The sequence below is a fragment of the Streptomyces sp. NPDC056580 genome (assembly GCF_042793175.1).
GTDB lineage: Bacteria > Actinomycetota > Actinomycetes > Streptomycetales > Streptomycetaceae > Streptomyces.
Window position 1 is genome coordinate 436,906 of sequence record NZ_JBHTVE010000004.1, and the last position, 14,887, is coordinate 451,792.

13 protein-coding genes are annotated in these 14,887 nt (G+C 73.4%); 5 read left to right on the forward strand and 8 right to left on the reverse strand.

The window, feature by feature from the left end; translation table 11 throughout:
• Window positions 1–22: 22 nt before the first annotated feature.
• The 3 genes from ACFQ9Z_RS10845 to ACFQ9Z_RS10855 form a co-directional block, all read right to left on the reverse strand.
• Complete coding sequence (locus tag ACFQ9Z_RS10845; protein ID WP_383014165.1) at window positions 23–676, reverse strand: zf-HC2 domain-containing protein; 654 nt, start codon at window positions 674–676, stop codon at window positions 23–25.
• Window positions 677–871: 195 nt separating this feature from the next.
• Window positions 872–1,396: a hypothetical protein gene (locus ACFQ9Z_RS10850; protein WP_383014168.1), complete on the reverse strand. Its 525-nt coding sequence runs from the start codon at window positions 1,394–1,396 to the stop codon at window positions 872–874.
• Window positions 1,397–1,547: 151 nt separating this feature from the next.
• The gene (locus ACFQ9Z_RS10855; RefSeq protein WP_383014171.1) at window positions 1,548–2,096 is read right to left on the reverse strand and encodes a sigma-70 family RNA polymerase sigma factor; all 549 of its coding nucleotides are present in this window, start codon (window positions 2,094–2,096) and stop codon (window positions 1,548–1,550) included.
• A 243-nt stretch (window positions 2,097–2,339) separates the two neighbouring features.
• Here ACFQ9Z_RS10855 and ACFQ9Z_RS10860 point away from each other — a divergent pair, with 243 nt between their 5' ends.
• Window positions 2,340–3,479, forward strand: coding sequence for a CapA family protein (locus ACFQ9Z_RS10860; RefSeq protein ID WP_383014174.1), 1,140 nt, complete (start codon window positions 2,340–2,342; stop codon window positions 3,477–3,479).
• Here the strand turns inward: ACFQ9Z_RS10860 and ACFQ9Z_RS10865 are convergent, their stop codons facing one another.
• Together ACFQ9Z_RS10865 and ACFQ9Z_RS10870 are read right to left on the reverse strand one after the other, a co-directional pair.
• Window positions 3,480–4,925: an amino acid permease gene (locus ACFQ9Z_RS10865; protein ID WP_383014177.1), complete on the reverse strand. Its 1,446-nt coding sequence runs from the start codon at window positions 4,923–4,925 to the stop codon at window positions 3,480–3,482. It lies immediately after the preceding gene.
• A 161-nt stretch (window positions 4,926–5,086) separates the two neighbouring features.
• On the reverse strand, window positions 5,087–5,557 hold the full coding sequence (locus ACFQ9Z_RS10870) for a universal stress protein (protein ID WP_199212949.1): 471 nt from the start codon (window positions 5,555–5,557) through the stop codon (window positions 5,087–5,089).
• A 185-nt stretch (window positions 5,558–5,742) separates the two neighbouring features.
• On the opposite strand from ACFQ9Z_RS10870, the gene lysX reads away from it, so the two are divergent.
• Together lysX and ACFQ9Z_RS10880 are read left to right on the forward strand one after the other, a co-directional pair.
• A complete protein-coding gene (lysX, locus tag ACFQ9Z_RS10875; RefSeq protein WP_383014182.1) occupies window positions 5,743–9,033 on the forward strand; it encodes a bifunctional lysylphosphatidylglycerol synthetase/lysine--tRNA ligase LysX in 3,291 nt (1,096 codons plus the stop codon).
• Between the two features lie 104 nt (window positions 9,034–9,137).
• Complete coding sequence (locus tag ACFQ9Z_RS10880) at window positions 9,138–9,971, forward strand: polysaccharide deacetylase family protein (protein ID WP_383014185.1); 834 nt, start codon at window positions 9,138–9,140, stop codon at window positions 9,969–9,971.
• A 27-nt stretch (window positions 9,972–9,998) separates the two neighbouring features.
• Here ACFQ9Z_RS10880 and ACFQ9Z_RS10885 read toward each other — a convergent pair whose 3' ends face one another.
• The gene (locus ACFQ9Z_RS10885) at window positions 9,999–10,691 is read right to left on the reverse strand and encodes a class F sortase (protein WP_383014188.1); all 693 of its coding nucleotides are present in this window, start codon (window positions 10,689–10,691) and stop codon (window positions 9,999–10,001) included.
• A 332-nt stretch (window positions 10,692–11,023) separates the two neighbouring features.
• On the opposite strand from ACFQ9Z_RS10885, the gene ACFQ9Z_RS10890 reads away from it, so the two are divergent.
• The gene (locus ACFQ9Z_RS10890) at window positions 11,024–11,938 is read left to right on the forward strand and encodes a hypothetical protein (protein ID WP_383014191.1); all 915 of its coding nucleotides are present in this window, start codon (window positions 11,024–11,026) and stop codon (window positions 11,936–11,938) included.
• Window positions 11,939–12,057: 119 nt separating this feature from the next.
• Here the strand turns inward: ACFQ9Z_RS10890 and ACFQ9Z_RS10895 are convergent, their stop codons facing one another.
• Complete coding sequence (locus ACFQ9Z_RS10895) at window positions 12,058–12,822, reverse strand: hypothetical protein (protein ID WP_383014194.1); 765 nt, start codon at window positions 12,820–12,822, stop codon at window positions 12,058–12,060.
• A 30-nt stretch (window positions 12,823–12,852) separates the two neighbouring features.
• Entirely contained in the window at window positions 12,853–12,981 is a 129-nt protein-coding gene (locus ACFQ9Z_RS10900) for a hypothetical protein (protein WP_268894180.1), read from the reverse strand.
• Between the two features lie 771 nt (window positions 12,982–13,752).
• On the opposite strand from ACFQ9Z_RS10900, the gene ACFQ9Z_RS10905 reads away from it, so the two are divergent.
• Complete coding sequence (locus ACFQ9Z_RS10905) at window positions 13,753–14,712, forward strand: SCO0930 family lipoprotein (protein ID WP_383014197.1); 960 nt, start codon at window positions 13,753–13,755, stop codon at window positions 14,710–14,712.
• Window positions 14,713–14,887 lie beyond the last annotated feature (175 nt).

Consider the following 14,887-nt stretch of genomic DNA (forward strand, 5'->3'; position numbering starts at 1 on the left):
CCCGTCGCCCGGGGCGCCGCGCCTACCGGGGGGTGAGCGACACCAGCGGCTGTCCGTCCGCGGTGCGCACGTCGTAGCGGGCGATCTGGTCCGGACGCATCGAGGAGCCGGCCATGGTCGTGGTCGTCCCGCTGTCGCGGGCGCCCACCGTCCAGCCGGAGACCGTCTGCTCCGAGCCGTCGCGGCCGACGACCACGAGCCGGCAGGAGTGCGGCCCCGAGCCGTCCTTCACGTCCAGCCGCATCCGGCTGCCCAGGTCCCCGTCCTCCGTGGTCACCTGAGCCCATACCCCGGTGCCCGGGTCGGTCGCCGCGGTCACCCGGGCGGCGGGAGCGCCGTGCGCGGCGTGCAGCACGACCCCCGGTCCGGCCACCGCCAGCACCACCGAGGCCGCCAGGCCGTACAGGAGGCGGCGGTGCCGGACGCGGTGCCGGAGCGCCAGTTCGCCCAGGAGCCGCTCCAGCAGCCGGGGGCCGGGCTGCGCCACGGGCTGCACGAAGCGCGGCGTGGCCCGGCGGTACAGCATCAACTGCCGTGCGGCGGGACCGAATTCGGTCACCTGTGCCGCGCACCGGGGGCACTCCATGAGGTGGTCCTCGAAGCGGAAGGCCTCCGCCTCGTCCAGCACGCCGAGCGCGTACGCGCCGACGTCGCGATGCCGTTCCAGGGACCTCATGCCGAATCCTCGTGCCGATGGGTGCGGGTGGGGTTACTCCTTGCTCCCACCCGTACGCAGCGGACAACCGAATCACTCAAGGCGCGCACCGAATCGTGACCAAGAGATTCGTAGCGGCGCGCCCCGCGGATTGGTGCGATTTCCGGAAAATCTCGTAGCCGGCCGAAGCGGAGGTCAGGGCGTCGGCCGGGGCCTTCAGAACAGGTGGATGGCGAGATGGCCGAGGGGCAGTCCGAGCCGCCAGGCGGGGGTCCACACCTTCGGCCCGTCGTCCTCGCCGGACACCGCGCCGCCGCCCGGCACCGCGTCCAGGTCGGGCGCGAGCAGCTCGGTCTCCTCCAGCCAGCGCCAGGCCTCGGCGGCGAGCGCCAGGTCCGGCGAGGGCGCGGCGGCCGCGGACTCCCCGGCGGCCAGCTCGGCCATCCGCCGGCCCACCCACTCCTGCCACGCCTGGTCGTACGCCGTCAGCGACAGCCAGTTCTCCAGCTGCGAGATCACCCGGATGCCGGAGAGCTCGCCGTCGGTGTCGGAGAGGAAGACGGTCAGCGCCAGGGCGTCCCGCCCGGCCCGGAACTCGAAGGACGTCGGCGGCATCAGATCGCCGGTGCGCAGCAGCTCGTCGGCGATGTACTCCGCGTAGAACCAGGCCATCGGGACGGCCGGTTCACCGCCGCCGGTGCCGTCGCCGCCGTCGGTGCTCTCGTGACCTCGGTGCCGCATCCCTTCCTGCCTTCCTCCGGTGCGTGCGCGTCGCCCGAATCCCGGACCGGCCAGGGCCCGGCCCCCTCCGGAAACGCGGATGAGGACAGCTCATGGCCCGAACGGGGGTCTCAGCAAGGCGCTTTACCGAGGCTTGACCCGGCAGCCGGTTTCACCGCAGGTCGGCCGCATAACCCGGAAGGACCCGGCGCAGGGCGCGCAGCGCGTAGTACGCGCGGGATTTCACGGTACCGGGCGGAATGCCGAGGATCCGCGCGGCCTCCGCCACACTGGCCCCGCGGAAGTACACGAGTACCAGTACGTCACGGTGTTCCGGCGTGAGTGTCTTCACAGCCTCCCGGACGTCGAGCGCGGCGGTGGCCCGTTCGGCGTGGTCGGCGGTCACCCGCGCGTTCTCCGGCACCTCGTCGCCGATCTCCGGCGGCCGCGCCTGCCGGGCCCGCCGCGCGTCGATCGCGAGCCTGCGGGCGACGGTCAGCAGCCAGGGCCGTACCGAGTCGAAGTCGGCCGCGTGCAGGGCCTCCGGATGCTGCCAGGCGCGTACCAGGGTCTCCTGCACGAGGTCCTCGGCACGCTGCCGGTCTCCGTCGCTCAGCCTCAGCAGCAGCGCGAAGAGGGGGCCGCCGTGCTCGCGCTGGAGTGCGGCGAGCTCGTGCTCGGCGGTCGTCGTCCCGTGGGGAAGTGAGGTTCCGGCCGTCATGGCCGTATGGCAGCGCAGGGCGCCGCCGGGGGACAGGGGGCGCGCGCCGCTCTGCGGCGGACGGTCCGATCGCGTCGGTGAGCGGTCGCGCGAGCGGTGCGCGCACCGGCGCGGGCGGCACCGGATGGGCTAATTCCGGCCGCCCGTCCGTTTGCGCCGGGCGCGGGATTCATACCCATATGCCCGTCATGGCTTTGCCGGTGAACGAGAAGTCCGCAGTGACGACGATGCTGGGGTGAATCGATGATCGCACGCAGGCATCAGGTGGCGCTGGCGCTGACCGCCCTGCTCGCCGCCGGGGCCGCCTGCCTGAACCAGGAGCGGCGCGAGCCCGTCGCGGCGGGCCGCCCGGCGCCGCCCGCCGCCCGCGCGGTCACCCTCGTCGCCACCGGTGACGTGCTCCCGGACCGCTCGGTCGCCGAGCGGGCGGGCTACGACGCCGGCGGCCGCGGCCACGACTACCGCCCGATGCTCTCCGGCGTGGAACCCCTCGTCCACGGGGCCGACTTGGCGCTGTGCCACCTGGAGACCGTCACCGGCGACGGCGTGGACCCCGCAACCGCCTCCCCGCCGCAGCTCGCCGCCGGCCTCGCCGCGACCGGCTACGACGGCTGCGCCACCGCGTCCGAGCACGCCCTCGACGACGGCGCCCCCGGCATCCTGCGCACCCTGGACACCCTGGACCGGGCCGGCCTGCGGCACACCGGCACCGCCCGCACCGAGGCCGAGTCCCGCTCGGTCACCCTGTACCGGGCGGGACTGGCCAGGATCGCGAACCTGTCGTACACGTACGGCACCGACGGCCGGCCGCTCCCCGACGGGCAGCCCTGGGCCCTCAACCCGCTCGACGCCGACCGGATCGTCTCCGACGCCCGCGCCGCCCGGCTGGCCGGCGCCGACGTGGTCGTGGTCTCCGCGCACTGGGGCACCGAGTGGCAGGACGTCCCCGACGGGCTCCAGCTCGGGCTGGCGCGGGCCCTGACGGCCTCGACGACCAACGGCCGCCCGGACATCGACCTGATCCTCGGCACCCATGCCCACGTCCCGCAGGCCTACGAGAAGGTCAACGGCACCTGGGTGGTCTACGGCCTCGGCGACCAGATCGCCGGTGAGATGTTCAACGACAGGGGCGTGCGGGACTCGCGCGGCAACGAGTCCACCCTCGCCCGGTTCACCTTCGCCCCGCCCGCCGCCCCCGGCGACCGCTGGCGGGTGACCAAGGCCGAGTTCGTCCCGCTGATGTACGACGTCGACGCCGGGCGGGTGATCGACCTCGGCCGGGCGATCGCCGGCGGCGCCGAGCTGGAGGGGGTGCGCGACCGCATCCGGGACGTGGTCCTCAGCCGCGGGGCGGCCGGGGACGGGCTGCTCATGGGGAACTGATCAGCCCACCGGGCCGCGCTCGGCCGGCCCGCGCCCGGCCAGCACCGAGCGCCGGTAGGAGTAGCCGAAGTAGATCACGCAGCCGACCAGGAACCACACCGCGAACCGCACCCAGGTCTGCCACTGCAGGAACGTGATCAGCCAGACGGAGAAGAGGACTCCGAGCGCCGGCAGGAAGGGCATCCACGGCGTGCGGAAGGTGCGCGGCAGGTCCGGCTGCCGGTAGCGCAGCACGATCACCGCCGTGCACACCACGACGAACGCCAGCAGGATGCCGATGTTGGTCAGCTCGGCCGCCTCGCCGATCGGGATGAACCCGGCGATGACCGCGGACGCCGCTCCGACGATCCAGGTCACCCGGGTCGGCACGTGCCGGGTCGGGTGCGTCTTGGCGAACCAGCGGGGCAGCAGCCCGTCCCGGGACATGGAGAACCACACCCGGGTCACGCCCAGCATGAACGTGAACATCACGGTGAGGATGCCGATGATCGCGCCCACCGCGATCACGTCGGCCAGCCCGCTGAGCCCGACCGACTTGAACGCCGTGGAGAAGCCGCTCTCCGGGTCGATGTCCTTGTAGTTCTGCATGCCCGTGAGCACCAGGCAGGCCGCCACGTACAGCACCATCGAGATCGCCAGCGAGTAGATGATCGCCTTCGGCATGTGCCGCTGCGCGTCCTTCGACTCCTCGGCGGCGGTCGACATGGCGTCGTAGCCGAACACCGCGAAGAACACGGTCGCCGCGCCGGTGAACGCCCCGCTGACGCCGAACGGGAAGAACGGGTGGTAGTTCGCCGTGCTGATGTGGAACACGCCCACCCCGATCACCAGCAGCACCACCAGCACCTTCAGCGCGACCACGAAGGTCTCGAACCGGGCGGCGCTGCGCATGCCCTGGTTGAGCAGCCAGGCGATCAGCAGGCACAGCAGGGCCGCGAACAGGTCCACCCGGTGCCCGTGGCCGGTACCCGGCGCGCCCAGCATCCAGGCGGGCAGGTTCGCGCCCATCTCCTCCACCAGGAAGCTGAAGTAGCCGGAGATGCCGATGGCGACCACCGCCACGATCGCCGTGTACTCCAGCAGCAGGTCCCAGCCGATGAACCAGCCCGCGAACTCGCCGAGCACCGCGTAGCCGTAGGTGTACGCCGAACCCGCCTTCGGGATCAGCCCCGCGAACTCGGCGTACGACAGCGCGGCGCAGGCGCTGGCGACACCGGCGATGAGGAACGACACCAGCACCGCGGGCCCGGCCGTCTCGTTGGCCACCGTTCCGGCCAGCGTGAAGATGCCCGCCCCGATGATGCCGCCCACCCCGATCGCGGTGAGCTGCCACAGGCCGAGCGACCGCTCGAGCCGGGCTCCCGCGCCCCCGCCGACCTCGGTCTCCTCGATGTGCTCGATGGGTTTGCGGCGGAGAATCCCTTCACCCGCTCGGAGCTTGGCCACGCGATCCACCTCTTCGCCGACGGCAAACGGCTGACGGCGGATCATGATGGCTCAGCGGCGTCACGTACGGAAGACGCCACGCACTGCCGCTCCGGCCCGCTCCGGCCCGCCCCGGCGGGCGGCGGCACGCCCGGCCGCGGCCCCGTCCGGCACCGCGCCCGCTACGGGACGACCGTCACCGGCCAGCGCCCCGCCTTCACCAGCCGCACCGCCACCGAGCCGATGATGCGGTGCCCTGCCTGCTCCGAGGCGCCCACCACCACGGCGTCCGCCTTGAGTTCGTCGGCAGCCTTCACCAGGCCGTTGTAGGGGTCGCCGCGGAAGGTGTGGAACTCCCACCGGATGTCGAATATCCCCCGTACCCGCTCGGCCGCCTCCCGGATGTAGGCCACCAGGTCCTCGGCGATCTCGTCGGTCGTCTCCGCGACCGGCGCGCCGAGCGCGGCTCCGGCCGCGAGCACCGGCTGCACGTACACGACGGCCAGCAGCGCGCGCTGCCGGCGGGCCAGGCCGCCCGCGTAGGCGGCGGCGCGCAGCGAGGAGTCGGAGCCGTCCACCCCGACCACGATGACCTTGGGCCCGTCGGTACCCCGCTCGAACTGGTGCGCGTGCTGTTCGTGCTGTTCCGTCACGGCCCGAGGCTATCGGAAGCACCCCCTCCACCCGAAGCACGGGTTCACGCCCGCCCCGCCCGGCGCTGCGCCGCCCCGGGGCGGCCGCCCGCTCGCGTGCCGGCCGCCGCCGCGACCCCCGGGCCCCGCGGCGGCGGCGTTCGTTCGACGGGCGGCGGGACCGGGGCCTTCCTAGAGTCGGAACCATGACTGCCACCGCCGGGCCGGCCGCACGGAGGGCTGCCGGAGGGCCGGGGGACCCGGCCGCCGGCGGGCTCCTCGGGCGGGTGCCCGAGGCCTTCGCGGCCTTCTTCGCCGTGTGCGGCCTGCTGTGCGCCCTGCTCGCGTTCTTCGCCCCGCTGCGCCGCGCGCTGCGCCCCCTCGTGCGCGCCCTCGACCTGCTCCTGATCCCGATCAGCGCCAACCTCGCCTACGCGGTCTTCCTGTTCCTGCTGGCCGGCGCCACCGCCGCCCGCAAGAAGGTCGCCTGGTGGCTGGTCGTCGTCTACCTGGGCCTGCTGGTGCTCAGCGACGCCCTCGGACTCGCCCTCGGCCTGTACGGCCAGTCACTGCCGTCCCTGGTGCTGTGCGCCCTGCTGCTGGGCGTGCTGGTGGTGGCCCGGGGGGAGTTCTGCGCCGCCTCCCGCCACGGCGCCGTGTGGCGGGCCCTGGGCGTACTGCTCGGCGGCCTCGCCGTGGCCGTCCTGCTGGGCTGGGGCCTGGTCTCGCTGTTCCCCGGCACCCTCCCGCAGAGCCAGCACCTGGCCTGGGCGGCTGACCGGGTGTGCGGCGGGCTGGTCGCCAACAGCGCCTTCGACGGCCGCCCGCCGCGCCGGGTCACCTTCGTCCTCGGCCTGTTCGGCGCGCTCGCCCTGCTGAACGCGGCGGCCGCGCTGTTCCGTTCGCAACGGCTCGAGGCGGCCCTGCACGGTGACGAGGAGGACCGCGTCCGGGCCCTGCTGAGGGCCTACGGCGACCGGGACTCGCTCGGCTACTTCGCCACCCGCCGGGACAAGGCCGTCGTCTTCTCCGCCAGCGGCAAGGCCGCCGTCACCTACCGCGTCGAGGTGGGCGTGTGCCTGGCCAGCGGCGACCCGGTCGGCGACCCCGAGGCCTGGCCGCACGCCATCGCCGCCTGGCTGGACGTGGCCCGCCGCCACGCCTGGGCCCCCGCCGTGATGGGCGCCTCGGAGGACGGCGCCCGCGCCTACGCCCGCGCCGGGCTCGGCGCCCTCCAGCTCGGTGACGAGGCGATCCTGCACGTACCCGGGTTCGACCTGGACGGCCGGGACATGCGCGTCACCCGGCAGGCCGTGCACCGCGTCCGCCGCACCGGCGCCACCTGCCGGGTCCGCCGCCACGCCCAGCTCACCGAACGGGAGACGGAGGAGATCGTCGCCAAGGCCGACGCCTGGCGGGACACCGAGACCGAGCGCGGCTTCTCCATGGCCCTGGACCGGCTCGGCGACGCAGCCGACGGCGACTGCCTGCTGGTGGAGGCCCTCGGCGACGACGGCCGGCTGCTGGCGCTGCTCTCCTTCGTGCCCTGGGGCCGCGACGGGGTCTCCCTGGACCTGATGCGCCGTGACCGCGGCGCGCCCAACGGGGTGATGGAGTTCATGGTCGCCGAACTGTGCGCCGCCGCGCCCAAGCTGGGAGTGCACCGGATCTCCCTCAACTTCGCCGTCTTCCGGTCCGCCTTCGAGGAGGGCGCCCGCATCGGCGCCGGACCGGTCCTGCGGCTGTGGCGCCGGCTGCTGCTGTTCTTCTCCCGGTGGTGGCAACTGGAGGCCCTGTACCGCTCCAACGCCAAGTACCACCCGCAGTGGTACCCGCGCTTCATCTGCTACGGCGAAGCCGCCTCCCTCGCCCGTATCGGCCTCGCCTCCGGCATCGCCGAGGGCTTCGTATCCGTACCGTCCTTGCGCAAACTCCGCGGAAAGGGGCACCCGGAGACAGGGCGGCGGCCCGCCACCATGGAGGGGCCGCCGTCCTCGAGCGCGCTCGGCCTCGACGGAGGGGACGAGGCCGCGGCCGCCGCCCCGGACGCGGGCCTGCCCGACCAGGTCCGCGTCCGGCACCGCACCCTCGGCCGGCTGCGCGCCGCCGGCACCGACCCGTACCCGGTCGGCACGCCCCGGCCCACGCACGCCCTCGCCCGCGTCCCGCAGGGGCAGGACGTCACGGTCGCCGGCCGCGTCATGCTGGTCCGCGACTTCGGCGGCATCGTCTTCGTGGCGCTGCGCGACTGGTCGGGCGACCACCAGCTCGCCCTCACCCGCGACCGCTGCGGGCCCGCCCTCGACCGCTTCCGGGCCGACGCCGACATCGGCGACCACATCACCGCGAGCGGGTACGCGGGGCGCAGCGACAAGGGCGAGCCCACCGTCTTCGTCCGCTCCTGGCAGCTCACCGGCAAGTGCCTGCACCCGCTGCCCGACAAGCGCCACGGGCTCACCGACCCCGAGGCCCGGGTCCGCCGCCGGCACCTCGACCTGATCACGCGGCCGGACGCCCGCCGGGTGCTGAGCGCCCGCTCGGCCGCCGTGCAGGCGCTGCGCCAGGGCCTGCTGGACCGCGGCTACCTGGAGGTGGAGACGCCGGTGCTCCAGCAGATCCACGGCGGCGCCAACGCCCGGCCCTTCACCACCCACGCCAACGCCTACGACCTCGACCTGTACCTGCGCATCGCCCCGGAGCTGTACCTGAAGCGGCTGTGCGTCGGCGGCGTGGAGAAGGTGTTCGAACTGGGCCGCACCTTCCGCAACGAAGGCGTCTCCCACAAGCACAACCCCGAGTTCACGATGCTGGAGGCCTACCAGGCGCACGCCGACTACGACGTGATGCTCGGCCTGGCCAGAGAACTGGTCCAGGGCGCCGCCCGGGCCGCCCTCGGCGCCCCCGTCGTCCACCGGGACGGCAGGGAGTACGACATCTCCGGCGACTGGCCGGTCAGGACGGTGTACGGCGCGCTCTCCGAGGAACTGGACGAGGAGATCGGCTCCGGCACCGAACTCCTGCGGCTGCACCGGCTGTGCGACCGCGCCGGGGTGCCGTACACCGCCGACGACGGCCCGGGCGACGTCGTCCTGGAGATGTACGAGCGGCTCGTCGAGCAACGCACCCTGCTGCCCACCTTCTACAAGGACTTCCCCACCGACGTCTCCCCGCTCACCCGGCAGCACCGCAGCGACCCCAGGCTCGCCGAACGCTGGGACCTCGTCGCCTTCGGCACCGAACTGGGCACCGCCTACTCCGAGCTGACCGACCCCGTCGAACAGCGACGCCGGCTGACCGCGCAGTCGCTGCTGGCCGCCGGGGGAGACCCCGAGGCGATGGAGCTCGACGAGGACTTCCTCGACGCCCTCGAGTACGGGATGCCGCCCACCGGCGGCCTCGGCCTCGGCGTCGACCGGCTCGTCATGTTCCTCACCGGCCTGACGATCCGCGAGACGCTGCCCTTCCCGCTGGTGCGCCGCGGCCGGCGGCGCTCCTGAGGCCCGTTCACCGGGCGCCCCGCGTTGCGCCGTACGGGTGCATTACCGCCGCCGCACCGGTGCCGTTGTGGTGCGCCGGTGGCGCGCCGGGCGACTGATGAGTCATGCAGAAGGATCAGTTGTTCACACGGCGCCGCATGCTGCTCGCCGGATCCGCCGCGCTGGGCGCCGCGGGCACCGCGGGGATCGTCCTGGCCGGCGGCGGGGAGCCGGCCCGTACCGCCGCACCCGTCGCGGGCCCGCAGGCCCGCCAGCAGCTCAAGTCCTCGGCCTTCCGGCTCCAGCCGCTCACCGGGTACGGCCCGCCGCGCGCCGCGCCCCGCAAGCCCAAGGTGCGGCACGAGCCCATCCTGCGCATCTCCGGACGCGGCCGGCAGATGATGCTGACGTTCGACGACGGCCCCAATCCGGCCTACACCCCGCACATCCTGGACACCCTGGCCAAGTACGACGTCCGGGCGATGTTCTTCGTCTGCGGGGAGTGCGTCGTGGACAACCGGGAGCTGCTGGCCCGGATGGCCGACGAGGGGCACGTGGTCGGCAACCACACCTGGACGCATCCGCTGCTGACCAGCCTCAGCCGCAAGGAGATCCGCTCCGAGATGGCGCGCACCAGCGACGCCATCGAGGACAGCTACGGCGAGCGCCCCCAGTGGTTCCGCGCGCCCTACGGCGCCTGGAACCGCGCCGCCTTCCAGCTCGGTTCCGAGCTGGGCATGGAGCCGATGGCCTGGACGGTCGACACGACCGACTGGATGACGCCCGGCACCGGCACCATCGTCGACCGGGTGGAGAACGGCGCCGCCCCCGGGGTCGTGGTGCTCTCCCACGACGCCGGGGGCGACCGGTCGCAGAGCGTGAAGGCGATCCGGGAGTACCTGCCTTACCTCCTGGACTCCGGTTACCACCTCACCGTGCCGCCCAGGCGCCTCGCCTGACCGGGCGTCAGCCCGTCCGGCGGCGGCTCACTCCACCGCCACCAGGCGGGCGAAGACGACGACGTTGCCGTCGTAGCCGTGCTGCTTGGTGAAACCGCCGCCGCAGGTGATCACCCGCAGCTCCGGGTCGCCCTTCGAGCCGTACACCCGGTTGCCGGGGAAGCCGCTCTTGGCGAAGACCTCCACGTCGTAGATCTCGAACACGGCGGTCTTCCCGTCCTGGCGCCGGACCTCGACCCGGTTGCCCTTCTTCAGGGCCCCGAGCCCGTAGAAGACGGCGGGCCCCTGCTGGTTGTCGACATGCCCGACGATCACCGCGGTGCCCTTCTCCCCGGGGGACACGGCACCGGTGAACCAGCCCGCCAGATTGGGGTTCTCCGGTGGCGGAGCCCCCACCCAGCCCTGGGTGTCCAGGCCGACGGGCTGCACCGGCGCGTCGACGCGGATCGCCGGGATCCGGACCCGGTCGACCGGGGAGAACCCCAGCGGGGTGACGGCGGCCGTCACGGCGGACGGGTCCTGGTCCGGCGTGGCCCGGCTGTCCGCGGCCGCCGCCGACGCGGGCTGCGGCGGGCCGGTGTCGAACTCACCGGAGCCGTTGCGGATGAGCGCGAGACCGGTCAGCAGAACCAGCGCCACCACGCCCCAGGGGGCGCGCCTGCGCCGCCGCTCCTCCTCTTCGGCCAGTTCGGCGAGTTCGGCCGCCATGGACGCGTACATTCGCCATCCCCTCTCGACACGGCGGTCACCACGTCTTCACGCATGGGAAAACGCTAAGTCCCATGCGGGGGACGGGCGACGGGGCGACGGGCGAACGGGTGGCCCGTCACCTCGCCGGTGCGCCATCCGAGTTGCGGCCCGGAGATATTTTCTGATGCGCCGTGACCTGCGCGAATATCTGATTGTGTGGTTTTCCGTCGGCGTGTCCGATCACCAGAACGGACCATTCTCGAAGTGCGGGCGTGTTCCGGGCGTCTGAGGGTGTTGTCTGGAGGTGCTTTCTCGCCGATCGCCCGGGGACCGGACCCGGGGTGCCTCCTGCGGAGGATCACATGCGAAACCAACGTGCCCTGGGGGCCGCGTGCGCTGCTGTCGCCGTGCTCGGGCTCGCCACCGCCCCCGGGGCCGTCGCGGACGGCATCGGGAACGGCGGCGGCACATCGGGCAACACCGGCACCGGGAACACCGGTGCGGTGGTGATCCCCGGAACCGGCAACGGGAACTTCAACGGAGTCCTCCCCGGGAACGGAATCCTCCCCGGGAACGGGAACTTCCCCGGGAACGGGAACTTCCCCGGTAACGGGAACTTCCCCGGGAACGGGAACTTCCCGGACAACTTCCCCGGGAACGGGAACGGGAACGACAACGACCGGGAGAATGGGCGCGGGAACGACAACGACCGGGGCAACGGGCGGGGCGACGACGATTTCGGCAGGGGCAACGGGCGGGTCGACGACGACTTTGGCAACGGGCGGGGCAACGGACGCGGGCACGACGTCGACTTCGGCAACGGCAGGGGCGACGAGTTCCGCGGCGACGACTTCGGGCACGGCGGCGACTTCGGCGAGGGCGACGCCCGCCGCGTCATCACCTCGCCCGACGTCCTGCCCGCCGGCGGCCGGCTCACCGTGATCGTGAACGGCTGCCGCAGCGGCACCGCGTCGTCGCGCGCCTTCCACACCGTCCACCTCACGCCGGACCGCGACAGCGTCTCGCGCGGTCTCGCCCACGTCGACCGCGACGCCCGGCCCGGACGGTACGAGATCAGGGTCGACTGCCACGGCCGCACGCTGACCCGCCGGGCGGCCTTCACCGTGCTCGGCGGTGTCCAGGGCGGTCTCGGCGGCAGCAGGTCCACCGGCGCCACCCCGACCGACATGGCCATCGGCGGCGGGCTGGTGGCCGCAGCCGCCGTGTTCGGGGGCGGCGCGTTCTGGCTGCGCCGCCGGCCCGGCAAGCGCGTCTGACCCCTCACGGCTGCGGCCCCACTGGTGCCCGGCCCCCGGACGGCCCTCGCCTCGCTCCGGTCCCGTCGTGCGGCCGGGGCGAAGTCGGGTGGTGCGGCGGTCCGGACCGGCGCGGCGGGCTACGCGCCGGCGCCCGGGATCAGGGTGAGGAACGGCTCGGCGGTCGCCGCGATGCCCCGGCTGTAGGGCGCGTCGAAGTCCCAGATGAGGAAGAGCATGAAGGCGATGGTCGCGGAGAACAGCCCGGCCAGCACCAGCTCACGCACGGTGCGCCGGATCTGCAGGGCGAAGACCATGCCGATGGTGATCACCGCCCCGCTGATCAGCCCCCACCAGACGACGGGCGGCATGGTCGGGCCGGTCGAGTCGGCGCGCGCGTTGCGCGCCTGGTCGGCGGCGGAGATCTGGTCCAGCACCGGCTGGTACGCCTGCGCCTCGAAGTCGTTCCTCGGCTGGTAGTCCGTCACGTCGTGGCGGATTCGGGTCAGCAGCGCGCCGCCGCGCTCGGTGACCTGCCCGCGCTCGGTCATCGACTTCCACTCGGTGGTGACCACGTACCGGGCGTACGCGTCGACATCGGCGCGGATGCGGTCGCGGACGCCGGGCGGGTAGACCCGGACCCGCTCGGAGATCTCGTGCAGCGCCTGGGCCTCGGCCTGCACGTGGTCCTGGGCGGCGCTGCGCGCCTCCCACACGCCCGCGATGGCCAGGCCGAGCACGATCGCGTACACGACGCCGATCCACATCGTCATGTACTCGATGACGTCCGGGGTCTCGCTGGGGTCCTCGTTCTCGGGAGCCCTCCGGTGCCGTACGAGGGTGATGACGACCACGACGGCGCAGGCCCCCAGCATGGCGAGGACGAGAACAAGCCAATCCGACAACGGTGCCTCCAGAGGTGAGCGGCCGGCGCGTCAGCGCGGGCGCAGCGCCGCGACGGCGACGATCGCAGGCACGGTGATGAGCAGGACGTAGGTGACCGGTGAGGTGGGGGAGGGGGGCGTGTGGCGGGCCGGCCGCGGGTGGTACGCCGGGTAGCTCACCGGAGTCGCGGCGGGCCGCGGGGCCGGCTTCGGGGCGGGCTTCGGCGCCGGCGGCGGGGCGGGCGGGGGCACGGGCCTGGGCCTGGGCGGGGGCGGGAGCGCGGGTGTCGCCGGGGCGGACCGGGCGGGCGGCGGGGCGGGTGGCCGTGGCTTCGGCGGAAGATCGGGTGTCGGCCTCGGCTCGGGCGTGGGTTCCGGTGGCGGGGTTGGCGTCGGCGTGGGTGTGGGCGTCGGCTCGGGTGTGGGCGTCGGGGTCGGGGTGGGGGTCGGCGGGCACGGGGGCGGGGTGGGTTCCGGGCAGGGCGGGATCGCGGGCCAGTGGCCGTACCCTCCCGCCACGGCCACCGCCACCGTGCCGTCCGGGCCCGTCGAGGCGTACGCACAGGCGTCGGCCGACGCGGTCCCGGCCGGGCAGCCCACCAGGGCCCAGGTCAATGCCACCAGGGCCAACGCCCGTGTGACGGGCGCGCATCGGGTCGCTTCGGGTCCTTGCACGACGAAGATCATGAGGCTCGGAGCGGGGTCGTACTCCGCGGTGTGCGGGGATTGATCCGAAGGGATGACAAAACGCCATCAATGGTTTGACAGGGTGAAACGCAGCAAGTGGCTGGTTCGACCGCCTTCGTGCCGTCCGCCCCCGGTGCCCCGTCAGAGGGAGCGAAAAGAAATTCGCGTCCGGGTTGAACGCTGCCACCCTCTCGCCCCGTACCCATGGCCGTGCGGCGGCGCAGCCGGGCGCTGCAACATAAAGGCAAATTATGGGAGTTGACGATGAGGACCTCCTGGCGGACCGCCTCACTGGTGGCTACGGCCGCTTCGGTGCTGGCACTGACGACGGCGTGCGGTCAGGACAACACCACGACGCCCGCGTCGGCGGCCCAGAACGTCGGCGCCACGGCGGCGGCGGGTGGCTACGGCAGCCCGGGCGCGGGCACGGAAGCCGGCAACGGCTACGGCGCCGACGGCAACCAGAGCTCTGCCTCCCCCAGCCCGGCCGCCCCCGCCGGCAAGCTGACCGTGGCCGCCAACCCCGACCTGGGCAATGTGCTGACGGACGGATCCGGTCTCACCCTCTACCGGTTCGACAAGGACACCGCCAACCCGCCCAAGTCGAACTGCTCCGGCGACTGCGCCACCACCTGGCCGCCGGTGCCCGCGGACGACGCCACCGCCGGGGCCGGGATCGACAAGGCGCTGCTCGGCGAGGTCACCCGGGCCGACGGCGCCAAGCAGCTCACCGTGGGCGGCTGGCCGGCCTACCGCTACGCCAAGGACGTCAACTCCGGCGACGTCAACGGCCAGGGCGTCGGCGGCAAGTGGTTCGCCCTCGCCCCCGACGGGAAGAAGGCCAAGACGTCCGACCTGCCCGGTCTGTCCGTGCGCAAGGACCCCCGACTGGGCGACATCGTCGTGGACAAGAACGGCATGACGGTCTACCGCTTCCTGAAGGACCAGGCCTGGCCGAAGTCCGTCTCGAACTGCACCGGTGCCTGCCTCGAGAAGTGGCCGGCCGTCGGCCCGGTCAAGGCCGACGACACCGAGGGCGTGAAGAAGAAGGGGCTCATGCCCTTCACCCGGCCCGACGGCGTCAAGCAGATGTCGGTCAACTGCTGGCCGATCTACACCTTCTCCGGGGACAAGGCCCCCGGAGACACCAACGGTCAGGGCGTGGGCGGCACCTGGTACGCCGTCTCGCCCGACGGCAAGCCGGTCGGCGCGCCGGGCAAATAAGGATCACCTCCCCAGGGTCGATCGCCCCGCCCCGCCCGGCGCGCGGCCGAAGGTCCGCCCCCTCCGCACCGCACGGAGGGGGCGGACCGTTCGTGTGCCGTGCGAACCGCCGGAACTGGCCGCAGCGCCGTGACGCAGCGGGGTCGTACGGGCACTTGCCGCAGGCAGTGACCGG